At 61.0% G+C, this 24429-nt stretch carries 19 protein-coding genes; 16 read left to right on the forward strand and 3 right to left on the reverse strand.

The features are described from left to right. The first annotated feature begins 45 nt into the window (after positions 1 to 45). The 15 genes from nuoG (at position 46) to AC2444_RS06925 (ending at position 16968) form a co-directional block, all read left to right on the forward strand. On the forward strand, positions 46 to 2127 hold the full coding sequence (nuoG, locus tag AC2444_RS06855) for an NADH-quinone oxidoreductase subunit NuoG (RefSeq protein ID WP_012756964.1): 2082 nt from the start codon (positions 46 to 48) through the stop codon (positions 2125 to 2127). Positions 2128 to 2139: 12 nt separating this feature from the next. Further along, positions 2140 to 3183: an NADH-quinone oxidoreductase subunit NuoH gene (gene nuoH, locus AC2444_RS06860; protein WP_012756965.1), complete on the forward strand. Its 1044-nt coding sequence runs from the start codon at positions 2140 to 2142 to the stop codon at positions 3181 to 3183. A gap of 40 nt (positions 3184 to 3223) precedes the next feature. Further along, positions 3224 to 3715, forward strand: a complete 492-nt coding sequence (gene nuoI, locus AC2444_RS06865) for an NADH-quinone oxidoreductase subunit NuoI (RefSeq protein ID WP_003547385.1) — start codon at positions 3224 to 3226, stop codon at positions 3713 to 3715. Between the two features lie 144 nt (positions 3716 to 3859). Next, positions 3860 to 4474, forward strand: a complete 615-nt coding sequence (locus tag AC2444_RS06870; RefSeq protein WP_012756966.1) for an NADH-quinone oxidoreductase subunit J — start codon at positions 3860 to 3862, stop codon at positions 4472 to 4474. A 23-nt stretch (positions 4475 to 4497) separates the two neighbouring features. Further along, positions 4498 to 4806, forward strand: a complete 309-nt coding sequence (nuoK, locus tag AC2444_RS06875; RefSeq protein ID WP_003547388.1) for an NADH-quinone oxidoreductase subunit NuoK — start codon at positions 4498 to 4500, stop codon at positions 4804 to 4806. 7 nt (positions 4807 to 4813) lie between these two features. Further along, entirely contained in the window at positions 4814 to 6814 is a 2001-nt protein-coding gene (nuoL, locus tag AC2444_RS06880; protein ID WP_012756967.1) for an NADH-quinone oxidoreductase subunit L, read from the forward strand. Further along, positions 6814 to 8325 (forward strand): NADH-quinone oxidoreductase subunit M, encoded by a 1512-nt coding sequence (locus AC2444_RS06885; RefSeq protein ID WP_012756968.1) that lies wholly within the window; start codon positions 6814 to 6816, stop codon positions 8323 to 8325. The genes nuoL and AC2444_RS06885 overlap by 1 nt, the downstream gene beginning before the upstream one ends. An 18-nt stretch (positions 8326 to 8343) precedes the next feature. Then, complete coding sequence (gene nuoN / locus AC2444_RS06890) at positions 8344 to 9789, forward strand: NADH-quinone oxidoreductase subunit NuoN (RefSeq protein WP_012756969.1); 1446 nt, start codon at positions 8344 to 8346, stop codon at positions 9787 to 9789. Further along, positions 9789 to 10553: a biotin--[acetyl-CoA-carboxylase] ligase gene (locus AC2444_RS06895; RefSeq protein ID WP_012756970.1), complete on the forward strand. Its 765-nt coding sequence runs from the start codon at positions 9789 to 9791 to the stop codon at positions 10551 to 10553. The genes nuoN and AC2444_RS06895 overlap by 1 nt, the downstream gene beginning before the upstream one ends. 17 nt (positions 10554 to 10570) lie before the next feature. Beyond that, on the forward strand, positions 10571 to 12241 hold the full coding sequence (locus AC2444_RS06900; protein WP_012756971.1) for a ribonuclease J: 1671 nt from the start codon (positions 10571 to 10573) through the stop codon (positions 12239 to 12241). Positions 12242 to 12243: 2 nt separating this feature from the next. Continuing rightward, complete coding sequence (gene mce / locus AC2444_RS06905; protein WP_012756972.1) at positions 12244 to 12648, forward strand: methylmalonyl-CoA epimerase; 405 nt, start codon at positions 12244 to 12246, stop codon at positions 12646 to 12648. Between the two features lie 113 nt (positions 12649 to 12761). Further along, a complete protein-coding gene (locus AC2444_RS06910) occupies positions 12762 to 13037 on the forward strand; it encodes a DUF1467 family protein (RefSeq protein WP_012756973.1) in 276 nt (91 codons plus the stop codon). Positions 13038 to 13627: 590 nt separating this feature from the next. Then, positions 13628 to 14950, forward strand: coding sequence for a proline--tRNA ligase (gene proS / locus AC2444_RS06915; RefSeq protein ID WP_012756974.1), 1323 nt, complete (start codon positions 13628 to 13630; stop codon positions 14948 to 14950). 15 nt (positions 14951 to 14965) lie between these two features. After that, entirely contained in the window at positions 14966 to 16270 is a 1305-nt protein-coding gene (locus tag AC2444_RS06920) for a lipoprotein-releasing ABC transporter permease subunit (RefSeq protein WP_012756975.1), read from the forward strand. Positions 16271 to 16284: 14 nt separating this feature from the next. Continuing rightward, entirely contained in the window at positions 16285 to 16968 is a 684-nt protein-coding gene (locus AC2444_RS06925; protein WP_012756976.1) for an ABC transporter ATP-binding protein, read from the forward strand. 273 nt (positions 16969 to 17241) lie between these two features. Here AC2444_RS06925 and AC2444_RS06930 read toward each other — a convergent pair whose 3' ends face one another. Continuing rightward, complete coding sequence (locus tag AC2444_RS06930) at positions 17242 to 17706, reverse strand: DUF5680 domain-containing protein (protein ID WP_012756977.1); 465 nt, start codon at positions 17704 to 17706, stop codon at positions 17242 to 17244. A gap of 504 nt (positions 17707 to 18210) precedes the next feature. On the opposite strand from AC2444_RS06930, the gene dnaE reads away from it, so the two are divergent. Beyond that, positions 18211 to 21708, forward strand: a complete 3498-nt coding sequence (dnaE, locus tag AC2444_RS06935; RefSeq protein WP_017993625.1) for a DNA polymerase III subunit alpha — start codon at positions 18211 to 18213, stop codon at positions 21706 to 21708. Positions 21709 to 21719: 11 nt separating this feature from the next. Here dnaE and AC2444_RS06940 read toward each other — a convergent pair whose 3' ends face one another. Continuing rightward, entirely contained in the window at positions 21720 to 22979 is a 1260-nt protein-coding gene (locus AC2444_RS06940; RefSeq protein ID WP_012756979.1) for a L,D-transpeptidase family protein, read from the reverse strand. Positions 22980 to 23071: 92 nt separating this feature from the next. Beyond that, positions 23072 to 24364, reverse strand: coding sequence for a DNA polymerase IV (locus tag AC2444_RS06945; protein WP_026157318.1), 1293 nt, complete (start codon positions 24362 to 24364; stop codon positions 23072 to 23074). Positions 24365 to 24429 lie beyond the last annotated feature (65 nt).

The following is a 24429-nucleotide window of genomic DNA, read 5'->3' on the forward strand; positions in this document are numbered from 1 at the left end:
TTTGTTTGCCGTCATCAGGCAAACGGGAAACAGGACTGAGCGACGATGGCAAAACTGAGGATTGACGGCAACGAGATCGAAGTTCCGGATCATTTCACGCTATTGCAGGCGTGCGAGGATGCCGGTGCCGAGGTTCCGCGCTTCTGCTTCCATGAGCGCCTGTCGGTTGCCGGCAATTGCCGCATGTGCCTTGTCGAGGTGAAGGGCGGCCCGCCGAAGCCGCAGGCTTCCTGCGCCATGAGCGTGCGCGACATCCGCGGCGGCCCGAACGGCGAACTGCCTGAGGTTTTCACCAACACCCCGATGGTCAAGAAGGCCCGCGAAGGTGTGATGGAATTCCTGCTGATCAACCATCCGCTCGATTGCCCGATCTGCGACCAGGGCGGCGAATGCGACCTGCAGGACCAGGCGATGGCCTTCGGCATAGACACCTCGCGCTATCAGGAAGACAAGCGCGCCGTCGAGGACAAGTATATCGGCCCGCTCGTCAAGACGGTGATGAACCGCTGCATCCACTGCACGCGCTGCGTCCGCTTCACCACCGAGGTCGCCGGCATTTCCGAACTCGGCCTGATCGGCCGCGGCGAGGATGCCGAGATCACCACCTATCTCGAACAGGCGATGACCTCCGAGCTGCAGGGCAACGTCGTCGACCTTTGCCCGGTTGGCGCACTCACCTCGAAGCCCTTCGCCTTCACCGCGCGCCCGTGGGAATTGAACAAGACCGAATCGATCGACGTCATGGACGCCGTCGGTTCGGCAATCCGCGTCGACACTCGCGGCCGTGAGGTCATGCGCATCCTGCCGCGCGTCAATGAAGCGATCAACGAGGAGTGGATCTCCGATAAGAGCCGCTTCATCTGGGACGGCCTGAAGACCCAGCGCCTCGACCGGCCCTATGTTCGCCGCGACGGCCGCCTGCAGCCCGCCACCTGGGCCGAAGCCTTCGGCGCAATCAAGGCCGCCGTCGGCGCCACCTCGGGCGACAAGATCGGCGCGATATCAGGCGACCTCGCTTCCGTCGAGGAAATGTATGCGCTCTCCGAACTGGTGAAGTCGCTGGGGTCGGTCAATCTCGACTGTCGCCAGGATGGGGCGGCACTCGATCCGTCGCTCGGCCGTTCTAGCTACCTGTTCAACCCGACGATCTCGGGCATCGACCAGGCCGACGCGCTGTTGATCATCGGCGCCAATCCGCGCTTCGAGGCAGCCATCCTCAACGCCCGCATCCGCAAGCGCTGGCGCCGCGGCAAGTTCCCGATCGGCGTCATCGGCGAGCTGGCTGAACTGCGCTACAGCTATGATTACCTCGGCGGCGGTCCCGACACGCTGAAGGATCTGGTCGACGGTACCCACGCCTTCGCGGACGTGCTGAAGAATGCCGCCAAGCCGATGATCATCATCGGCCAGGGTGCGCTGGCGCGCACCGACGGCGCCGGCGTTCTCGCCAGTGCTGCCAAGCTCGCCGGCTCGGTCGGCGTGGTCGCCGAAGGCTGGAACGGCTTTGCCGTCCTCCATACCGCTGCCTCGCGCGTCGGCGGTCTCGACCTCGGCTTCGTGCCGGGCGCCAAGGGCGTCAATGCCGCCGAGATGCTGACGGCGATGGACGTGCTCTTCCTGCTCGGTGCCGACGAACTCGACTTCACCGCCAAGAAGGCCAAGCTCACCGTCTATATCGGCTCGCATGGCGATAACGGCGCGCACCATGCCGACGTCATCCTGCCGGCGGCAGCCTATACCGAAAAGTCCGGCACCTGGGTCAACACCGAAGGCCGCGTCCAGATGGGCAACCGCGCAGGTTTTGCGCCGGGTGATGCCCGCGAGGACTGGGCGATCATCCGCGCCCTTTCCGACGTGCTCGGCAAGAAGCTTCCCTTCGATTCGCTCAGCGAATTGCGTGTCCGGCTCTATGCCGCTTTCCCGCATTTCGCTGCCATCGACGAGATCGCCGAAACCGATAGCGCCCAAATTGCCGCAGTTGCGAAAAAAGCCGGCAAGATGAACAAATCCGGGTTTGCGTCGCCGGTGAAAGACTTCTATTTGACGAACCCGATAGCGCGTGCCTCGGCTGTCATGGCGGAGTGCTCGGCATTGGCCCGCAACAACTTCAAAGTCGCGGCAGAGTAAGGGCAGGGGACTATGGATTCTTTCTTTTCGACCTATGTCTGGCCGGCGATCATCATGATCGGTCAGTCGCTGCTGCTTCTCGTCTGCCTGCTCGTCTTCATCGCCTATGTACTGCTCGCCGACCGCAAGATCTGGGCGGCCGTGCAACTGCGCCGCGGCCCGAACGTCGTCGGTCCCTTCGGCCTGTTCCAGTCCTTCGCCGACCTTTTGAAGTTCGTCTTCAAGGAACCGGTCATTCCGGCCGGCGCCAACAAGGCGGTGTTCCTGCTTGCCCCGCTGGTGACGGTGCTTCTGGCGCTGTCCACCTGGGCGGTGGTGCCGCTGGCCGACGGATGGGTGATCGCCAACATCAATGTCGGCATCCTCTATATTTTCGCGATCTCCTCGCTCGAGGTTTACGGCATCATCATGGGCGGCTGGGCTTCGAACTCGAAGTATCCGTTCCTCGGCGCGCTGCGCTCGGCGGCGCAAATGGTGTCCTATGAAGTCTCGATCGGCTTCGTCATCGTCACCGTGCTTCTCTGCGTCGGCTCGCTGAACCTGACCGATATCGTCAATGCGCAGCATACCGGCCTCGGCACCATGCTCGGCCTGCCGGCGTCGTTCCTCGACTGGCACTGGCTGTCGCTCTTCCCGATGTTCATCATCTTCTTCATTTCGGCGCTCGCCGAAACGAACCGCCCGCCCTTCGACCTCCCGGAAGCCGAATCGGAACTCGTCGCCGGCTTCATGGTCGAATACGGCTCCTCGCCATACATGATGTTCATGCTCGGCGAATATGCGGCCGTCTGCCTGATGTGCGCGCTGACGACGATCCTCTTCCTCGGCGGCTGGCTGCCCCCGGTCGATATCTGGATCCTCAACTGGGTCCCAGGCATCATCTGGTTCACGCTGAAGGCCTGCCTGGTGTTCTTCATGTTCGCGATGGTCAAGGCCTTCGTTCCGCGCTACCGCTACGATCAGCTCATGCGCCTCGGCTGGAAGGTATTCCTGCCGCTGTCGCTCGCCATGGTCGTCATCGTTGCATTCGTGCTGAAACTGATGGGTTGGGCATGATCATGCCCACTCTCGTTTCCGGCAAAATTGGAGGTTGAAGATGGCAAGCTTGTCCGGCTCCATCAGCTCGCTGTTTCTCAAGGAATTCGTCGGCGCGTTCTTTCTGTCGATGCGCTATTTCTTCCGCCAGAAGGCGACGATCAACTATCCCTTCGAAAAGGGTCCGGTTTCCCCGCGTTTCCGCGGCGAGCATGCGTTGCGCCGTTATCCGAACGGCGAAGAACGCTGCATCGCCTGCAAGCTCTGCGAGGCGATCTGTCCTGCCCAGGCGATCACCATCGAGGCCGGTCCGCGCCGCAATGATGGCACGCGCCGCACGGTGCGCTACGACATCGACATGGTGAAGTGCATCTATTGCGGCTTCTGCCAGGAAGCCTGCCCGGTCGACGCGATCGTCGAAGGCCCGAATTTCGAATTTGCGACGGAAACCCGCGAAGAGCTCTACTTCGACAAGGCGCGGCTTCTGGACAACGGAGACCGGTGGGAGCGCGAAATCGCTCGCAACATCGCGATCGACTCGCCGTACCGCTGATTGAGATTTTGAAATGCCGCGGTGGAGCGCAGTTGCTCCTGTCGCGGTCAATATGCACAGGAGCTTTGCCGGTTAGCGCCAGCGAAAGCTCCATCGGGCAGGGAAACTCCCGGCTGCCCGGGGGAAGATGAAAAAGGCACCAACATGGGTCTGCAGGCTCTATTTTTCTATCTTTTCGCCTTTGTCGCGGTGGCGTCGGCGTTCATGGTTATCTGGGCGAAGAACCCGGTTCACTCGGTTCTGTTCCTGATCCTGGTGTTCTTCAATGCGGCTGGCCTCTTCCTGCTGCTCGGTGCCGAATTCCTGGCGATGATCCTGCTTGTCGTCTATGTCGGCGCCGTCGCCGTCCTCTTCCTCTTCGTGGTGATGATGCTCGATATCGACTTCACCGAACTGAGGGCCGGCGTTCTCGAATATGCGCCGATCGGCGGGCTGATCGGGGTGATCCTCGCAGCCGAGCTGATCGTCGTCATCGGCGGCAGCGTCATCTCGCCTGAGATCGCCAAATCAGTCGCCATGCCGATCCCGGCGCTAAGCGAGCGCACCAATACGGCCGCCCTCGGCGACGTGCTCTACACTAACTACGTCTATTTCTTCCAGATCGCCGGTCTGGTGCTTCTGGTCGCCATGATCGGTGCGATCGTGCTGACGTTGAGACACCGCACCAACATCAAGCGGCAGAATATTCCCAGGCAGGTTGCCCGCACGCCCGCCACCGCCGTCAAGGTGGTTTCGGTCAAGCCCGGGCAGGGCGTCTAAAGGCAGGTCAAGGAACAAAGAACATGGTCATCGGACTTTCCCACTACCTGACGGTCAGCGCCATCCTCTTCACGCTCGGCGTCTTCGGCATCTTCCTGAACCGGAAGAACGTCATCGTCATCCTGATGTCGATCGAACTGATCCTGCTCGCCGTCAACATCAACATGGTCGCCTTCTCCTCCTTCCTGAACGACATCGTCGGCCAGGTCTTCGCGCTGTTCATCCTGACGGTCGCGGCTGCCGAAGCGGCGATCGGTCTTGCAATTCTCGTTGTCTTCTACCGCAACCGCGGCTCGATCGCGGTCGAAGACGTCAATATGATGAAGGGCTGAGTGGCTCATGTTCCTCTATAAGGCTATCGTCTTTCTTCCCTTGATCGGTGCGATCGTCGCCGGCCTTTTCGGCCGCGCCATCGGCGCCAAGGCTTCGGAATATGTCACCAGCGGCCTGATGATCATCGCCGCCATCCTGTCTTGGGTCGTCTTCTTCACCGTCGGCATGGGTCATGCCGAAGGCGGCCCGATCAAGGTCGAGGTGCTGCGCTGGATCCAGTCCGGCGGCATCGACGTCTCGTGGTCGCTGCGTGTGGATACGCTGACCTCCGTCATGCTGATCGTCGTCAACACGGTCTCGACGCTGGTGCATGTCTATTCGATCGGCTACATGCATACCGATCCGCATCGCCCGCGCTTCTTCGCCTATCTCTCGCTCTTCACCTTCGCCATGCTGATGCTGGTGACCGCTGACAACCTTGCCCAGATGTTCTTCGGCTGGGAAGGCGTCGGTCTCGCCTCCTATCTGCTGATCGGCTTCTGGTTCAAGAAGCCGTCGGCGACGGCCGCGGCGATGAAGGCCTTCATCGTCAACCGCGTCGGCGACTTCGGCTTCGTGCTCGGCATTGCCGGCGTCTTCGTGCTGTTCGGCTCGATCAACCTCGACACGATCTTCGCCAATGCCTCGAACTTCGCCCCGCATGAAGGCGGCGGCGAAGCGGGCGAGGTGATCCTCAATCTCTTCGGCATGCAGCTCGACAAGGCGCATGCGCTGACCGGCATCTGCCTGCTGCTCTTCATGGGCGCGATGGGCAAGTCGGCGCAGTTCCTGCTGCACACCTGGCTGCCTGACGCCATGGAAGGCCCGACCCCGGTCTCGGCCCTCATCCATGCCGCCACCATGGTCACCGCCGGCGTCTTCCTCGTCGCCCGCATGTCGCCGCTCTTCGAATTGTCGCCGGATGCGCTGGTTGTCGTCACCGTGATCGGCGCGATCACCGCCTTCTTCGCGGCAACCGTCGGCCTGGTGCAGAACGACATCAAGCGCGTCATCGCCTATTCCACCTGCTCGCAGCTCGGCTACATGTTCGTAGCGCTCGGGGTAGGGGCCTATGGCGCGGCGATCTTCCATCTTTTCACGCACGCCTTCTTCAAGGCGCTGCTCTTCCTCTGCGCCGGCTCGGTCATTCATGCCGTCGATGGTGAGCAGGACATGCGCTACATGGGCGGCCTGCGGCCGCACATCAAGGTGACGTTCTGGATGATGATCATCGGCACGCTGGCGATCACCGGCGTCGGCATTCCCTTCACGCCGATCGGCTTCGCTGGCTTCTTCTCCAAGGACGTGATCATCGAGGCGACCTATGCATCGCATTCGCCGGTCTCGGGCTTTGCCTTCTCACTGCTGGTCATCGCGGCTCTGTTCACCAGCTTCTATTCCTGGCGCCTGATCTTCATGACCTTCTTCGGCAAGCCACGCGCCTCGCACGAGGTGATGCACCACGTGCATGAGTCGCCGCAGGTCATGCTTGTGCCGCTCTATCTGCTGGCGATCGGCGCAGTGCTTGCTGGCGTGATCTTTGAAGGCCGGTTCTACGGCGAGGAATATGCCGAGTTCTGGAAGGGGGCGCTCTTTACCGGCGCCGAGAACGAACTGGTCGAAGAGTTCCACCATGTTCCGGCGCTCGTGGCTTTGAGCCCGTTCATCGCCATGGTGCTCGGTTTCGTCACCGCCTGGTACATGTATATCCGCTCGCCGCAGACGCCGCGCATCCTGGCGCAGCAGCACCGCGTGCTCTACCAGTTCCTGTTGAACAAGTGGTATTTCGACGAACTCTACGACTTCCTCTTCGTCCGCTCCGCCAAGGCGCTCGGCCGCTTCCTGTGGAAGAAAGGTGATGTCGGAGTCATCGATACCTATGGCCCGAACGGCGTCGCCGCTCGCGTCGTCGCCGTCACTGATCGCGTGGTCCGCCTGCAGACCGGTTACCTCTATCACTACGCCTTCGCCATGCTGATCGGCATTGCGGCGCTCGTTACCTGGATGATGCTCGGGAGTTCCTTCTGATGACCGATTGGCCTATTCTTTCAACGGTCACCTTCCTGCCGCTCGTCGGCGTGGTGCTCCTGCTATTGATGAACGGCGAGAGCGAAACCGGCCGGAAGAACGTGCTGTGGATCTCGCTGATCACTACCGTCTTCACCTTCGTCGTCTCGCTCTTCATCTGGATCGGCTTCGACAATGCTAATCCGGGCTTCCAGATGCTCGAGAAGCATGACTGGCTCGGCACCGGCATTGGCTACCACCTCGGCGTCGACGGCATCTCGATGCTGTTCGTCATCCTGTCGACCTTCCTCATGCCCTTCTGTGTGCTGGCGAGCTGGCTCTCGATCGAGAAGCGCCTGAAGGAATACATGATCGCCTTCCTCATCCTCGAAACGATGATGATCGGCGTCTTCGTTTCGCTCGATATCGTGCTCTTCTACGTCTTCTTCGAGGCGGGCCTCATTCCGATGTTCCTGATCATCGGCGTCTGGGGCGGCAAGGACCGCGTCTATGCGAGCTACAAGTTCTTCCTCTATACGCTGCTCGGCTCGGTGCTGATGCTGCTCGCCATCATGGCGATGTACTGGCAGGCCGGCACGACCGATATCACCGCGCTGCTCGCCTACAAGTTCCCGCCGGCGCTGCAGACCTGGTTATGGCTTGCCTTCTTCGCCTCCTTCGCGGTGAAGATGCCGATGTGGCCGGTCCATACCTGGCTTCCCGATGCCCACGTTCAGGCGCCGACGGCTGGCTCGGTAATCCTGGCCGGTGTGCTGCTGAAGCTCGGCGGCTACGGTCTCATCCGCTTCTCGCTCGGAATGTTCCCGGTGGCGTCCGATTATTTCGCGCCACTGGTTTTCGCACTGTCTGTGATGGCCATCATCTACACCTCTCTGGTGGCGATGATGCAGGACGATATCAAAAAGCTGATCGCCTATTCCTCGGTGGCGCACATGGGCTATGTGACCATGGGCATCTTTGCCGCCAACATGCAGGGTGTTCAGGGGTCGATCTTCCAGATGCTCTCGCACGGCATCGTCTCCGGCGCGCTCTTCCTCTGCGTCGGCGTCGTCTACGATCGCACCCATACCCGCGAGATCAACGCCTATGGCGGCCTCGTCAACAACATGCCGAAATATGCCGTGGCGATGATGGTCTTCACCATGGCCAATGTCGGGCTTCCCGGCACGTCGGGCTTCGTCGGCGAATTCCTGACGCTGATCGGTGTCTTCCGCGTCAACACCTGGGTAGCGCTCTTTGCCGCCACCGGCGTCATCCTCTCGGCTGCCTACGCGCTCTGGCTTTATCGCCGGGTGATCTTCGGCGCGCTGGAGAAGGAAAAGCTGAAGGCGCTGCTCGATCTTTCTCCACGCGAGCAGCTGATCCTTTACCCTCTGGTCGCGCTGACCATCTTCTTCGGCGTTTATCCGGCTCCGGTCTTCGATGCGACGGCCGCCTCGGTGGATCTGCTGGTCAACAACTACACGGCCGCCGTGCACGCAGCGCAGAATGTTGCGCTGTCTATGAAATGATGACGGGACTTATTGGACATGACCGCTGAAACAATTCTCCTCAGTCTGCATCTTTCCGTGCCGGAGCTCATCCTCGCGGTCGGCGCCCTTGTCCTGTTGATGGTCGGCGTCTTCTCAGGCGAGCGGTCGGGCCTTGTCGTCACCGGCTTGGCGATCGTCCTGCTCCTGGCCTCCGGCCTGTGGCTGCTCTTCGTGCCCGCAGAAGGCCTTGCCTATGGCGGCGTCTACATGGCCGACGGCTTCTCGCGCTTCATGAAGCTGGTGGCGCTGATCGGTTCGCTGGTCGCCATATTCATGTCGATCGGCCACGCCCGTGAAAATCAGCTCGACAAGTTCGAGTTCCCGGTTCTCCTGGTGCTCGCGACCCTTGGCATCCTGCTGATGATCTCGGCCAACGACCTGATCTCGCTCTATCTCGCGCTGGAACTGCAATCGCTGGCGCTCTATGTCGTCGCAGCGATCAACCGTGACAGCCTGAAGTCGACCGAAGCCGGTCTGAAATATTTCGTCCTCGGCGCGCTTTCCTCCGGCATGCTGCTCTATGGCATGTCGCTGGTCTACGGCTTCACCGGCCACACCCACTTCTCCGAAATCGCCCAGGCGCTGTCCGTCGAGGGCGCGCGTTCGCTCGGTTTGATCTTCGGCTTGGTCTTCATCCTCGCCGGCATCGCCTTCAAGATCTCGGCCGTTCCCTTCCATATGTGGACGCCGGATGTTTACGAAGGCGCGCCGACACCGGTCACCGCATTCCTTGCCGCAGCACCCAAGGTTGCTGCCATGGCGATGATGACCCGTATCGTCATCACCGCCTTCCAGCCGGTTCTGGCGGACTGGCAGCAGGTCGTCGTCTTCATCTCGATCGCCTCGATGCTGCTCGGCTCGTTTGCTGCGATCGGCCAGAAGAATATCAAGCGACTGATGGCCTATTCCTCGATCGGCCACATGGGTTATGCGCTGGTCGGTCTTGCCGCCGGCAACCAGACCGGCGTCACCGGCGTCATGCTTTACATGGTCATCTACATGGTCATGACGCTCGGCACCTTCGCGATCATCATGTCGATGCGCCGCAAGGACGGCACCGTTGTCGAAAATGTCGACGATCTCGCCGGCCTCTCCACAACCAACCCGTTCATGGCCGTGGTGCTGACGGCGTTGATGTTCTCGCTCGCCGGCATCCCGCCGCTCGCCGGATTCTTCGCGAAGTACTTCGTCTTCGTTGCCGCTATCGAAGCCAAGCTCTATGCGCTCGCCATCATCGGCGTTCTCGCCTCGGTCGTCGGCGCCTACTACTATCTGCGCGTCATCAAACTGATGTGGTTCGATGAGGCGACCGGCGAATTCGCCCGTGTCTCCGGAGCGCTGCGTCTGGTCTTCGGTCTCTCCGGTTTCTTCGTCACCGCCTATGTCCTCATCGGCGGCCCGATCGGCGGCGCGGCAGAGCTTGCCGCTGCGACGCTCTTTTGATGGCTTCCGACGGACGGCGCCGGATATCGCTCGGCGATTTCAGGCACGAGGCTCTGTCGGAAACATCGTCTACCAACAGCGAATGCCTCGCCCGGGCTCGGGCGGGCGATGGCGGTAATCTCTGGGTGACCGCCGAGAGGCAGACGGGCGGTCGCGGCCGCCGCGGCAGGCTCTGGGTTTCCGAGCGCGGCAATCTCTACGCTTCTCTTCTCCTGATCGACCCGGCGCCTATGGAGCGCCTGGGCTCGCTGCCGCTGGCGATCGCCGTTGCCGTGCACCAGGCGATCCGCAGGGTGTTGCCACTGGGCGCCGAACCGCTCGAGGTCAAATGGCCGAACGATATCCTCATCGGCCGAAAGAAGACCTGCGGCATTCTCGTTGAAGGCGAGGGGCTCCCGGATGGCCGTTACGCGCTGATCGTCGGCATCGGCATCAATATCTCGGTAATGCCCGACAATCCGCTCTACCCCGTTACCTGTCTGCGTCAGCAGGGAAGTGCGGCTTCGCCGGAAGAACTCTTCGCGCATCTCTTCGCCGCCGCGGCGGAAGTGCTTGAAATATGGGATCAGGGCCGTGGCGTCGGCGAGATCACGACGCTCTGGCGCGCCATCGCCTGCGGCATCGGCGAAAAGATTACGGTCAATTTGCCGGACCGATCGATTTCCGGACAATTCGCCGGAATTGATGATAATGGCTTGTTGATGCTCGATACCGGCGCTGGCAGGATAATGCCCATTGCTGCCGGTGATGTGTTTTTTGGTTAGCGGAAAAAACGAAAATTATGGCGAAACAGGACGAACTGGTATTCCTGCCTCTGGGCGGTGTCGGTGAGATTGGCATGAATCTCGCTCTCTACGGCTACGGCCCGCCCGAGCATCGCCAGTGGATCATGGTCGATTGTGGCGTCACTTTTCCTGGGCCTGACCTGCCGGGCGTCGACCTCGTATTGCCCGATATCCGCTTCCTCGCCAGCGAACGAAAGAACCTCAAGGCGATCATTATCACCCATGCGCATGAAGACCACTATGGTGCGCTCGCCGACCTCTGGCCCGGCCTCAACGTGCCGGTCTATGCCTCTGGTTTTACATCAGGTCTGCTTGAAGCCAAGCGTAATTTCGAGAAGTCTAAGATCGGCGAAGTGCCGGTGACGCCGTTCAAGGCCGGCGATACGATTAATGTCGGCCCCTTCAGCATCGAAGGTGTGGCCGTCAACCATTCGATCCCCGAGCCGATGTCGTTGATGATCCGCACGCCGGTCGGCAATGTCATCCATACCGGCGACTGGAAGATCGACCACGAGCCTTCGCTCGGGCCGCTGACCGACGAGACACGTTTCCGCCAGCTCGGCGATGAGGGCGTGCTAGCGCTGATGTGCGATTCCACCAATGCGCTGCGCGACGGTGTTTCGCCCTCCGAGAAGGATGTGTCGGAAAGCCTGCGCAAGATCATCGAGAATGCCGAGGGCCGGGTGGCGATCACCACCTTCTCGTCGAATGTCGGGCGTATCCGCACCGTTGCCGAAGCTGCCGAGGCGGCAGGCCGCGAAGTGCTGCTGCTCGGTAGTTCGCTGAAGCGCGTCGTCAACGTCGCCCAGGATATCGGCCTGATGGAAGGCGTGAAGCCCTTCATCTCCGAGGACGAATACGGCTACATCCCGCGCGACAAGGTCGTCGTCATCCTGACCGGCAGCCAGGGCGAGGCGCGGGCTGCCCTTGCCAAGCTCTCGCGCGACGAGATGCGCAATGTGGCGTTTGCGGCAGGCGATATCGTCGTCTTTTCCTCGCGCGCCATTCCCGGCAACGAGAAGGCGATCCAGGACATCAAGAACGGCCTCGTCGAGCAGGGTGTGCACATCATCACGGATACCGAGGCGCTGGTCCACGTTTCCGGTCATCCGCGCCGCAACGAGTTGCAGCGGATGTATGAGTGGACGCGGCCGAAGATCGTCGTGCCGGTGCATGGCGAGGCAACACATCTGACGGCGCATAAGGAACTTGCCGAGCAATCCGGCATCGCACTGGTGCCGCGAGTGCGCAACGGCGATATCCTACGGTTGGCGCCGGGTCCCGTCGAGGTGATCGGCGAGGCGCCGCATGGCCGGATTTATAAGGACGGCACGCTGATCGGCGATTTCGACGAGATGGGCATCGGCGAGCGCAAGAAGCTCTCCTATGTCGGCCATGTCGCGGTCAACGTCGTGCTCGACGCCCGCTATGACATCGTCGGCGAACCCGACCTCATTTCGATCGGCCTGCCGACCTACGATGACGAGGGCGAGGATATGGAGGATACGCTCTTCGACGCGGCGGTCAGCGCCATCGAGAGCATTCCGCGCGCCCGCCGCAAGGATATCGACATGCTGCAGGAGGCCGTGCGCCGCGCCATCCGCTCGGCCGCGAACAACACCTGGGGCAAGAAACCTCTTGTCACCGCCTTCGTCACCAAGGTCTGACCATGCTCGGCCGGGTCAACCATATCGCCATCGCCGTGCCCGATCTGGCCGCGGCGACGGCCGCCTATCGCGATACGCTGGGCGCTGCCGTATCGCAGCCGCAGACTCTGCCGGAACACGGCGTCACCGTCGTCTTCGTCGAATTGCCGAACACCAAGGTCGAATTGCTGCAACCGTTCGGCGATACTTCGCCGATCGCAGCCTTCCTCGAAAAGAACCCATCCGGTGGCATGCACCACATCTGCTACGAGGTGGACGATATCCTTCTTGCCCGTGACCGGCTGGTCGCGGCGGGCGCAAGGGTGCTTGGCGATGGCCAGCCGAAGATCGGCGCGCATGGCAAGCCGGTACTCTTTCTGCACCCCAAGGATTTCTTCGGCACGCTGATCGAACTCGAACAGGCCTGAGCCCTGCTGCGGCAGAGTGACCCGAGGGCGGCTAAACGTTTCGCCGGCTTTGAATTGGTCGCCATTCCGCCGTATAAGGACGCGATATCAGCGCGGCATCAACGGGAACCATAATGCTCCAGATCGTTCTTCAGGGATTTGCCGTCTACTTCATCATCTGGTGGATGACGCTTTTTGCCGTCCTGCCGATCGGCCTGCGCACCCAGGCGGACGACAACGACGTCGTGCTCGGCACGGTTCCGAGCGCGCCAACCCGGTTTCGCGCCGCTTTCGTGTTTTCGCTGACGACGTTGATTTCGGCCGTGGTCTACGGCCTCTGGTACGTCTGCGACACCTATTTCGGCTGGGGCTTCGATGCGCTGCCGCAACTCGGCCCGAGCTTCTATTAAGCGTGGCTTTTGCTCAAACTTTGAGCAGATGTAAACTTATTGAAAGCGAAATTTCGTCATACCAGTGTCATACTGTTGCGGCAAAGAGCTCTCGTAACGGAATGATGGCCATCCCCTTACGGAAGTCGGCTGGATTTCTGGATGGGATAGGGCCGAAAAGCCAAAAAAAAACAAGGCTAAAAGCCTTGTTTTAAGTATCGCGTGATCTGTAACCGTTGCCGGGGCTGCGACGAGCGCGCCTAAGATCTGATCCTCCCAAGACTTGACCGCGAATTCGGCAAGAATTTAACTTCCTGCCTGTTTTGTGAGCTAAAACTAGCTCAAACATTGGGCTTTGTCATCAGCTTTTTTTGCATTTTTGCTACACTCTAGCAAAATTTTTCTGTTGACAAGATTTTGGTTCAAGTCCTTATAAACACGCGCTTTTTTATGCCCTTTCATTTTGCGGGTGCGAACATGCGCTTCCGGGAGGTTGCCGGCATCCGTTGCGGGTTTCCTTCCTGCCGCGAAGCGGCTATGAACGCTCCCGACATTAACAATGGTCTTTCGATTCCGCCTGCTGCGGGATCTCAACCGCTCCGGAATCCGCCATGCGTCTGTCCCGCTATTTCATGCCCATCCTCAAGGAAAACCCCAAGGAAGCGGAAATCGTCTCCCACCGGCTGATGCTGCGCGCCGGCATGATCCGCCAGCAGTCGCAGGGCATCTATTCCTGGCTGCCGCTCGGCAAGCGCGTGCTCGACAAGGTCAACGCCATTATCCGCGACGAGCAGAACCGCGCCGGCGCCATCGAGCTGTCGATGCCGACCCTGCAATCGGCCGAACTCTGGCAGGAAAGCGGCCGCTACGACGCCTACGGCAAGGAGATGCTGCGCATCAAGGACCGCCAGGATCGGCCGATGCTCTATGGTCCCACCAATGAAGAGATGGTGACGGATATTTTCCGCTCTTCCGTCAAATCCTATAAGGACCTGCCGCTCAATCTCTATCACATCCAGCTGAAGTTCCGCGACGAGATCCGCCCGCGCTTCGGCACCATGCGCTCGCGCGAATTCATGATGAAGGATGCCTATTCCTTCGACCTGACGCGCGAAGGGGCGGAGCATTCCTATAACAAGATGTTCGCCGCCTACCTGCGCACGTTCGACCGGCTCGGCCTGCGCGCCATTCCGATGCGCGCCGACACCGGCCCGATCGGCGGCAAGCTCAGCCATGAGTTCATCATCCTCGCTGACACCGGCGAATCCGAAGTCTTCTGCCACAAGGATTTCGTCGATTTCGATATTCCTGGTGCACACACGGATTTCGACAGTGTCGAGGGCCTGCAGGCGATCTTCGACAAATGGACCTCGCTCTATGCTGCGACCTCGGAAATGCACGACGAGGCGGCCTTCAACGCCGTTCCGGAAGGCGACCGCCTGTCGGCGCGTGGCATCGAGGTCGGCCATATCTTCTATTTCGGCACGAAATATTCCGAGCCGATGGGTGCGAAAGTGCAGGGACCTGATGGCAAGGAACACTTCGTTCACATGGGTTCCTACGGTATCGGCCCGACACGCCTTGTTCCCGCCATCATCGAAGCATCGCATGACGACAACGGAATCATCTGGCCGGCATCGGTCGCTCCCTTCGATATCGTTGTGATCAACATGAAGGCGGGCGATCAGGCCTGTGACGATACTTGCGAGCTGATCTATGCCGCGCTGACCAAGGCCGGCAAGGATGTGCTCTACGACGATACCGATGATCGGGCCGGTACGAAATTCGCGACCGCCGACCTGATCGGTGTGCCCGTCCAGATCATCGCCGGCCCGCGCGCGGTCGCCAACGGCGAAGTTGAAGTGAAGGACCGCAAGACCGGCGCCCGCGAAACGATGACCATCGAAGCGGCGATCAACCGGTTCGTGGCTTAAGGAAACGGAGGCGAAATGGCAGACGCAGCAGTGGACCGGAGTTCAAAATCCGGCTTGGGTCCGGCTGGCAAGCCATTTTCCACCTTCGAACGCCTCGTGGCGTGGCGTTATCTGCGCGCCCGTCGCAAGGAGGCCTTCATCTCGGTGATCGCCGGCTTCTCCTTCGTCGGCATCATGCTGGGCGTTGCGACACTGATCATCGTCATGGCCGTCATGAACGGCTTCCGAACCGAGCTCGTCTCGCGCATCCTCGGCATTAACGGCCACATGATCGTCCAGCCGGTCGACGGCCCCTTCACCGATTATCCTGTCCTCAGCAGCAAGCTCGCCGCGGTGCCGGGCGTCAAGATGGCGCTCCCCTTGGTGGAAGGTCAGGTGCTCGCTTCGGCCCAGGCCGGCGGCAGCACCGGCGCTCTGGTGCGCGGCGCCCGCGCCGAGGACCTGACCAAGCTTAAGACGATCTCTGACAACATCAAATCAGGCGACATGGTGGGTTATGCCTCCGGCCAGGGTGTGCTGATCGGCACCCGCATGGCCGATCAGCTCGGTCTGCGCGTCGGCGACCTCATTACGCTGACGTCACCGGATGGCGACATTACGCCGATGGGCGTCAGCCCTCGCATCAAATCCTACAAGATCTCCGGCCTCTTCGAGATCGGCATGTCGGAATATGACTCCTCGATCATCTTCATGCCGCTCGAGGAAGCGCAGCTCTATTTCAATGCCGAGGGACTGGTGCAGTCGATCGAGCTGTTCGTCGATCACCCTGACGATATCGACAATCTGCGGCCCAAGGTGGAGGAGGCGGCCGGCCGCCAGATCGCCATCACCGACTGGCGCCAGCGCAACCAGACCTTCTTCTCGGCGCTGCAGGTCGAGCGCAACGTCATGTTCATGATCCTGACGCTGATCGTGCTCGTCGCGGCGCTGAACATCATCTCCGGCCTCATCATGCTGGTGAAGGACAAGGGCAGCGATATCGCCATCCTGCGCACCATGGGTGCCAGCGCCGGCGCAATCATGCGCATCTTCTTCATGACCGGCGCGGCGATCGGCATCGTCGGCACCGTTGCCGGTGTGCTGCTCGGCGTTCTCGTCTGCGTCAACATCGAATCCGTCCGCCAGTTCTTCTCCTGGATTTCAGGCACCGTGCTCTTCAATCCGCAGGTCTATTTCCTCAGCCAGCTGCCCGCCGAGATGGATCTCAGCGAAACGATCTCGATCGTTGCCATGGCGCTGACGCTCTCCTTCATCGCGACCATCTTCCCGGCCTGGCGTGCCTCCAGGCTCGATCCGGTGCAGGCCCTGCGCTACGAATAAGGAATGCCGCCTTCATGAAACGCAACGTCGTTCTCAAGCTTACCGGCGTCGAGCGCCATTACGGGCAGGGCGATACGCTGCTCTCGATCCTGAAGGGCGCAGATTTTTCGATATCGAAAGGGGAGACTGTCGCTCTCGTCGCCCCTTCCGGCACCGGCAAGTCGACACTGCTGCATATCGCCGGCCTGCTGGAGCATCCGGACGGCGGTGAAGTCAACATCAACGGCCATGCCTGCGACGGCTTGAGCGATGAGAAACGCACCGCCATCCGCCGCAGCGAAATCGGCTTCGTCTACCAGTTCCACCACCTGCTGCCGGAATTTTCGGCACTCGAAAATATCATGATGCCGCAGCTGATCGCCGGGCTTTCCTGGAAGGAAGCCGGAGAGCGGGCCGGCCAGCTTCTCGACTACATGCGCATCGGCCATCGTGGCTCGCATCGCCCCGGCGAGCTTTCCGGCGGCGAGCAGCAGCGCGTTGCGATTGCCCGTGCCGTCGCCAATGCGCCGACCCTGCTTCTTGCCGACGAGCCGACCGGCAATCTCGACCCGGAAACGGCAAGCTACGTGTTCGAGGCGCTGGAAGCGCTGGTGCGCCAGTCGGGCCTTGCTGCCCTTATCGCTACCCATAACCACGAGCTCGCCCGCCGCATGGATCGGCGTGTGACGATCTCTGACGGCAAGATCGTCGATTTCTGAGACTGCGGTCCATGGCTGTCAGGTTGACGCCGATGATTGCCCCTCAGAACTAACCTACCGGGGTCGAGCCACTGGCCTCGCCCCGTCTTTCGGACCCCGTAAATGGGGCGAGGGGACGTGCCATGCGAGAGATTGGCGAGGAACTGAAGGGTCGCGGCATATCCTCTTCGCCCCGTTTACGGGGAGAAAGGTGGCGGCAGCCGGACGAGTGGCTGATCTCGCCGACCTCCTGGCGGGACATTATGCACTTAACAGGACAGCAGTGGGCCACGATCAGGGGATAACCAGTCCGCCGCGGTAGTCGAGCATATAGGCCTTCTGGCCATCGACCATGATGCATTCACTGCCGCTGAACCGCTCGCAGCTGCCTTCGCTGCGGTCGATATAGCGGCCGAGCGGATGGTCGAATTCCATTCCGCCAAGAAACCGCCCCTCTCGATACATCGCCGAAAGTGCTGTCTTGATCACCGTCCCGGCTGCTGCGCCGTCGATGAGATCAGGCGCAATGACGCAGCCAAAATAATTCATCGCCCAGACGGGCTCGTCGGCAAGCCACACCACTTCCTGTCCGGCGAAATCCGTGCCGCCGAAATAGCTGTCGAGATAGCGCCAGTCGCCGCGTTCGTAACCGATATCGTGGGAGCTCGGCCGGCAGGGCGCGCGCGCCGCGCCGCCGCCCACATAGGTCGTAGCCTTCGCCTCCACGATGAATTCGTTCAGCATCGCAATATCGAGCATGTCATTCTCCTCTCGGCCCGATGTTGGCAAATAATCCCTGGCATGTAAAGAACAGAAAGTGAACATAGGCCGGGAGTAGTGGAGTCGCTCTGAGGAGGGCTGCCGCCTGAGCACCATGACCGATCAGCGGCGGATCGGGAAAGGGCAAGGCTGCTGCCGATCACCTCGATCGCCGGCCCTCTAGCCGATTCGTCGCCTATTTCCTGGGATCTTCAAACACAAGAAAGGAGGAAAAGATTCCTGTTGACAATAGAACATACATGGAACAAATTGAAAACATAACGAGTAAAGGAGAGCCCGATGACTGACATGATCCGTGATATCGCAGCATTCACCTCCATCGCAATGTTCGTTGCCAGCTTCTCGCTCATCGTCATGGCGCTCTAAAGTTTTCAGGGGACCGCATGGCAATCATGCGGTCCGGACGCGGGACTTCTTCTGGACATCATCGCCCTCTATGCCGACAATGCGTCCGATTCATTCGGGTGATTGGGAAGGCATGTCATGGCGGATACGGCAAAGGGTTCAACGGGTGAGGCGATCGGCGGTACGCCGGGTTTCATCCACCTGAGGGTCCATTCCGCCTATTCGCTTCTCGAGGGCGCTCTGCCGCTGAAGAAGATCCTCTATAAGGCGACCGGCGACAGCCAGCCGGCGATTGCAATTACCGACACCAACAATCTGTTCGTCGCCCTCGAATTCTCCCAGAAGGCGATGGAGGAAGGCCTGCAGCCGATTATCGGCTGCCAGGTCTCGATCGACATGGGAGACGGGTTGGAAACGGAAAAGCGCGGCGGCCAGCAGGCCCTGGTCAAGCTGCCGGCGATCGTTCTTCTCGCTGCGACGGATGCCGGTTACGAACGGCTGGTCGATCTCGTCAGTCGGGCCTATCTCGGCGGCGAAAGCAACCAGGCCGTTCATATCAGTGCCTCCTGGCTGGAGGAGGCAGGCACGGAAGGGCTGATCGCATTGACCGGCGCGCTGACCGGGCCGGTCGACGTGGCCATCAAGGAAGGCCATCCCGCTCAGGCGGAAGCCCGGCTGCTCACGCTGAAGCGTCTCTTCGGCGACAGGCTCTATGTCGAGCTGCAGCGGCACGGCACCTATGACAAGCGGCACGAGCAGAAGATTATCGGGCTCGCCTATGCCCACGACCTGCCGCTGGTTGCGACCAACGAGGCCTTCTTTCCGACCCGCGACGATTACGACGCGCATGATGCGCTAATGGCGGTCGCGCACAACGCCATCGTCTCCGACGACAGCCGCTTTCGCCTGACGCCGGATCACTATCTGAAGAGCCGGGCCGAGATGGTCAAGCTCTTCGCCGACCTGCCGGAAGCGCTGGAAAATACGATCGAGATCGCCACGCGCTGCTCCTTCGTGCTGAAGACCAGAAAGCCGATCCTGCCACGCTTCACCGGTGCGACCGACGATGCCGAGGAGGCCGAACGCGCCGAGGCGAGCGAGCTGCGCCGCCAGGCGGTCGAAGGGCTGGACATGCGGCTTGCAACGCTCGGCATGTCGGCGGGTTACGAGGAAAAGGACTATCGCGAACGGCTGGATTTCGAGCTTAGCGTCATCGAGCGCATGCGGTTTCCCGGTTACTTCCTGATCGTTGCCGACTTCATCAAATGGGCCAAGCAGCATGACATTCCGGTCGGTCCCGGCCGTGGTTCGGGCGCCGGGTCGCTGGTCGCCTATGCCTTGACGATCACCGACGTCGATCCCTTGCGTTTTTCGCTGCTATTCGAGCGCTTCCTCAATCCGGAACGCGTCTCGATGCCGGACTTCGACATCGATTTCTGCCAGGACCGCCGCGAAGAGGTGATCCGCTACGTCCAGGCCAAGTATGGCCGCGAGCAGGTGGCGCAGATCATCACTTTCGGTTCGCTGCAGGCGCGCGCCGCCCTTCGTGACGTCGGCCGTGTGCTGGAAATGCCCTATGGCCAGGTCGACAAGATCTGCAAACTCGTACCGAACAACCCGGCTAATCCGACGCCGCTGTCCAAAGCGATCGAGGAGGAGCCGAAGCTGCAGGAGGAGGCGGCGAAGGAACCTGTTGTCGCGCGCCTGCTCGATATCGCCCAGAAGATCGAGGGGCTTTACCGCCACGCCTCGACTCACGCCGCCGGTATCGTCATCGGCGACCGGCCGCTTTCCAAGCTGGTGCCGATGTATCGCGATCCGCGCTCCGATATGCCGGTCACCCAGTTCAACATGAAATGGGTCGAGCAGGCGGGCTTGGTCAAATTCGACTTCCTCGGCCTGAAGACGCTGACGGTGCTGAAGGTCGCCGTCGATTTCGTCGCCAAGCTCGGCGTCAAGGTTGATCTCGCGGCCATTCCTCTCGACGACAAGAAGACCTACGAGATGCTGTCGCGCGGCGAGACGGTCGGCGTGTTCCAGGTGGAAAGTGCCGGCATGCGCAAGGCGCTGATCGGCATGAAGCCGGACTGCATCGAGGACATCATCGCGCTGGTGGCGCTCTATCGTCCCGGCCCGATGGAGAACATCCCGACCTACAATGCCCGCAAGCACGGCGACGAAGAGCTGGAATCGATCCATCCGATGATCGACCACCTGCTCAAGGAAACCCAGGGCGTCATCGTTTATCAGGAACAGGTGATGCAGATCGCCCAGGTACTATCAGGCTATTCGCTGGGGGAAGCCGACCTTCTGCGTCGCGCCATGGGTAAGAAGATCAAGGCTGAGATGGACCAGCAGCGCGAACGCTTCGTCGTTGGCGCCGTTAGGAATGGCGTATCGAAGCCGCAGGCCGACAATATCTTCGAACTGCTGGCGAAGTTCGCCAATTACGGCTTCAACAAGTCGCATGCCGCCGCCTATGCCATCGTCTCCTACCAGACGGCCTACATGAAGGCGCATTACCCGGTCGAATTCCTCGCCGCTTCGATGACGCTCGACATGTCCAACACCGAAAAAGTCAATGATTTCCGCCAGGATGCCAAGCGCCTCGGCATCGAGGTGATCGCACCCTCGGTGCAGAGCTCCTTCCGCCATTTCGAGACCGGCGACAACCGCATCTATTACGCGCTCGCCGCCCTCAAGGGTGTCGGCGAATCCGCCGTCGACCATATCGTCGAGGTGCGCGGCGACAAGCCCTTTGCCAGCATTGAGGATTTCTGCCTGCGCATCGATCCGCGTCAGGTCAATCGTCGCGTGCTCGAAAGCCTGATCTATGCCGGCGCCTTCGATTGTTTCGACATGGACCGCGCCCAGCTGGCAGCCGGCCTCGACCGTGTTCTCGGTTATGCCCAGCGTGCCCAGGAGAACAAGCTGAGCGGCCAGTCGGACATTTTCGGCAGCACGCTGACGTCGGGGCCTGAGAAGATCTCCCTGCCGCCGTTCTCGCCCTGGCTCCCCTCCGAGCGGCTGCTCAAGGAATTCCAGGTGCTGGGCTTCTATCTGACGGCCCACCCGCTCGATTCCTACAACAACATCCTGCAGAAGATGCGGGTGCAGACCTTTGCCGAATTTTCCGCCGCCATCAAACAGGGCGCGGCCAATGCGCGCCTTGCCGGTACCGTCATCTCGAAGCAGGAGCGCAAAACCCGCACCGGCAACAAGATGGGCATCATCGTCTTCTCCGATTCTTCGGGCCAGTTCGAAGCGGTGCTGTTTTCGGAAATGCTGAACCAGTATCGCGACGTTCTCGAGTCGGGAAAATCCTTCGTGCTGACCGCGACAGGCGAGGAGCGGCCGGAGGGCATCGGCCTGCGCATCCAGACGATCCAGTCGCTGGAGGAAAAGTCGCTGCAGATGCAGAAGGCGCTGCGCGTCTATGTCCGCGATTCCGGACCGCTGCGGATGGTTGCCGGCCATCTGAACGCCAAGGGCGACGGCCTCGTTTCCTTCATCGTCATCAAGGAGGATGGCAAACGCGAGGTGGAAGTGGCGCTGTCGGAGAAATACCGCATCACGCCGGAGATCGCCGCCGCCCTTCGTGCCGCCCCCGGCGTCGTCGACGTCGAACTGGTTTGATCAGCCCCGCGTCACCCGCGGGTGATTGTGATGAAATCCGTGCCTTCGCCGGTTTCCCGGCCGAGGCCTGTATCGGAGATCGTCAGCGTCGAGCCGGGCGCGATGAGGGCGTCGATCCTGCGGCGGGTCTCATCGGGGATGGTAATCCGGCTGAGCGAACGGGCGATCGGCTTGCCTGTAATGATCGAGCTTTCCTGATTGGTGATGCCGAGCCGCTTCATCGATTCTCGGGAGAGATTGTTCTCGAGCGTGATGCCGAGCCAGTCGGCGGTGCCGGCCTTTTCATCGACTGCATGCAGCGTGAAGAAATGTGTGCCGAGCGCCAGTCCCGGATCGGCGATCGTCACCGGCGCTTCGAAGATCGGCTTGAAGGACTGCCGCACCATGATAACGCCGTTGGGCGGCTCTCCCTTGCCAGCCGCGGCATAGGCTTCTCTGAGGAGCGTGTCGGAAACCAGGCTCCTGTCGGCGGCAAATTCCGCCGGCCGCAGCGTCTTGAAAGCCTTGATCGCCTGCACCGTCGACGGACCGAGCAAGCCGTCCGGACTGCCGGCGGAAAAGCCGAGCTGGTTGAGCAGGGTTTGGATGTCGATCACCGTCTCGCGCAGCGTCCGGCGCGTGACGAGCATGCTGATCGGCTCGGACGGCGGCTCTGGTTCTGTCGCTGCAATCGGCTGCACTGCCGGCATCGGCATCGCAGCGGTATCGTTCATCGCCACCTGCACCGGCTTCTCGGGGCTGTCGAGCATCGAGGGCCGCAGTTCGACATCCGAAAGCAGCGGCATTGCCGTCGGCGTATCTGGACGGAAAAGGGTCGGATGCTCGATTGGCCGCGGCACCAGCTCACCGTCGCTGATGATGACGGGGACACTGAGGTCGGTCATGCCATAGAGCATTTTTGCGAAGGCGCCGGGCATACGCACGCAGCCATGCGAGGCTGGATAACGCGGCACGGAATTGGATTCATGCAGCGCAATGCCGGACCAGGTCAGCCGTTGCATGAACGGCATCGGCGCCGCCGAATAGAGATTGGATTCGTGGTATTTCTGCTTTTCCAGCACCGAGAAGATGCCGCTCGGCGTCGTGTGGCCGTCCTTGCCGGTCGAGACCTTCGAGGTCGCGACGACCTCGGTGCCATCATAGACCGCAAGCGATTGCTTGTCCTTCGAGACGAAGATCTGCAGCGTGCGCGCAGCATCCGCGGCAAGAGCGGGGTGCACGAGTGCGGTGGCCGACAGCAAGCCGAGGCCGAAGACGAGACGCGAGAACATGAGACCCAACCATACGCAATACTTGCCCGGCACATTATGGGACGAAGTTTAAGGAAGATTTTATGGGCCGCCTGGCTGGCAGGCCTCACGCGTTAGTGATCGCGCTTGCTGTTGCCGAACGTATAGCCGGTCTCGACCGTCTTCTTGCCGAACTTGTCGCGCAGCTTATCCATCGCCGCTTCGGCCGCCGCACGCCGGCCCGATTGCTGGTCGATCAGATCCGGCGGATCGGCGCGGGCGGCATCGCCGAGATCGGTGACGCCGATGCCGATCAGACGGAACTTCGTACCATCAGTCTCTTTTTCAAGAAGCTCGAGCCCGGTGCGGAAAATCTTGTCGGCAAGCTGGGTCGGGTCTTCGAGCTTGCGGTTGCGGGTGCGCGATTTGAAATCGGCGCTCTTCATCTTCAGAACCACGGTCTGGCCGGCAATGCCGTTTTTCTTCAGCCGCCAGGAGACCTTTTCGGAGAGGTTGCGCAGGATCGGCACCAGATCGTCATAACGCGAGATGTCATCGAAGAAGGTGGTCTCCGACGAAACGCTCTTGGCGGCATCGTTGAGATGCACTTCGCGGTCGTCGATGCCGCGCGACAACCGTGCGAGCCGTTGGCCGATGCTGCCGTAGCGGCGCATCAGGTCGTTTTCTTCCATCTGCTGCAACTGGCTGATGGTGCGGATGCCGTCCGCCTCCAGCGTCGCCGCAAAGGCCTTGCCGACGCCCCAGATCGTGGTGACGGGACGCGGCGCCAGGAACTCGACCGCTTCCTCGCGGCCGATGACCGAAAAGCCGCGCGGCTTCTGCAGATCGGAGGCGACCTTGGCGAGAAATTTGCAATAGGAAAGCCCGACCGAAACGGTGATGCCGACCTCCCTTTCGATACGGCGGGCGAATTTGGCCAGCGTGCGCGCCGGCGGATCGTGATGCAGCCTCTCGGTGCCGCCGAGCTCTAGGAAGGCCTCGTCGATCGATAGCGGCTGCACCAGCGGCGTCAGATCCTGCATCATGGCGCGCACCTGCCGTCCGACCCGGACATATTTCTCCATGTCGGGGCGGATGACGATCGCTTGAGGGCATGCTTCCAGCGCCTTGAACATCGGCATGGCCGACCGCACGCCATGGATACGGGCGATATAGCAGGCGGTGGAGACGACGCCGCGTTTGCCGCCGCCGATAATGACAGGCTTGTCGGCAAGCTCGGGATTGTCGCGTTTCTCGACGGCTGCGTAGAAGGCGTCGCAGTCGATATGCGCAAGCGTCAATGCGTAGAGTTCGCGATGGCGCACGAGGCGCGGGCTGCCGCAGGAAACGCAACGGCGCGCCTCGCTCTTCTGCTCGGCAAGGCAGTCGCGACAGAAGCCGGGTGTCTTGTCAGGCGTGGGCGTCATCATGGGAACAAAGATTGAACATTCTGAGATTACGCCTTAAGCTTCCGAGTCACAAGAGAGGGTGG

The sequence above is a fragment of the Rhizobium sp. WSM1328 genome (assembly GCF_057653715.1).

Bases quoted from the DNA above. Each gene is read 5' to 3' on its own strand.
- nuoG (WP_012756964.1), top strand. From the start codon at position 46: ATGGCAAAACTGAGGATTGACGGCAACGAGATCGAAGTTCCGGATCAT.
- nuoH (WP_012756965.1), top strand. From the start codon at position 2,140: ATGGATTCTTTCTTTTCGACCTATGTCTGGCCGGCGATCATCATGATC.
- nuoI (WP_003547385.1), top strand. From the start codon at position 3,224: ATGGCAAGCTTGTCCGGCTCCATCAGCTCGCTGTTTCTCAAGGAATTC.
- AC2444_RS06870 (WP_012756966.1), top strand. From the start codon at position 3,860: ATGGGTCTGCAGGCTCTATTTTTCTATCTTTTCGCCTTTGTCGCGGTG.
- nuoK (WP_003547388.1), top strand. From the start codon at position 4,498: ATGGTCATCGGACTTTCCCACTACCTGACGGTCAGCGCCATCCTCTTC.
- nuoL (WP_012756967.1), top strand. From the start codon at position 4,814: ATGTTCCTCTATAAGGCTATCGTCTTTCTTCCCTTGATCGGTGCGATC.
- AC2444_RS06885 (WP_012756968.1), top strand. From the start codon at position 6,814: ATGACCGATTGGCCTATTCTTTCAACGGTCACCTTCCTGCCGCTCGTC.
- nuoN (WP_012756969.1), top strand. From the start codon at position 8,344: ATGACCGCTGAAACAATTCTCCTCAGTCTGCATCTTTCCGTGCCGGAG.
- AC2444_RS06895 (WP_012756970.1), top strand. From the start codon at position 9,789: ATGGCTTCCGACGGACGGCGCCGGATATCGCTCGGCGATTTCAGGCAC.
- AC2444_RS06900 (WP_012756971.1), top strand. From the start codon at position 10,571: ATGGCGAAACAGGACGAACTGGTATTCCTGCCTCTGGGCGGTGTCGGT.
- mce (WP_012756972.1), top strand. From the start codon at position 12,244: ATGCTCGGCCGGGTCAACCATATCGCCATCGCCGTGCCCGATCTGGCC.
- AC2444_RS06910 (WP_012756973.1), top strand. From the start codon at position 12,762: ATGCTCCAGATCGTTCTTCAGGGATTTGCCGTCTACTTCATCATCTGG.
- proS (WP_012756974.1), top strand. From the start codon at position 13,628: ATGCGTCTGTCCCGCTATTTCATGCCCATCCTCAAGGAAAACCCCAAG.
- AC2444_RS06920 (WP_012756975.1), top strand. From the start codon at position 14,966: ATGGCAGACGCAGCAGTGGACCGGAGTTCAAAATCCGGCTTGGGTCCG.
- AC2444_RS06925 (WP_012756976.1), top strand. From the start codon at position 16,285: ATGAAACGCAACGTCGTTCTCAAGCTTACCGGCGTCGAGCGCCATTAC.
- AC2444_RS06930 (WP_012756977.1), bottom strand. From the start codon at position 17,706: ATGCTCGATATTGCGATGCTGAACGAATTCATCGTGGAGGCGAAGGCT.
- dnaE (WP_017993625.1), top strand. From the start codon at position 18,211: ATGGCGGATACGGCAAAGGGTTCAACGGGTGAGGCGATCGGCGGTACG.
- AC2444_RS06940 (WP_012756979.1), bottom strand. From the start codon at position 22,979: ATGTTCTCGCGTCTCGTCTTCGGCCTCGGCTTGCTGTCGGCCACCGCA.
- AC2444_RS06945 (WP_026157318.1), bottom strand. From the start codon at position 24,364: ATGACGCCCACGCCTGACAAGACACCCGGCTTCTGTCGCGACTGCCTT.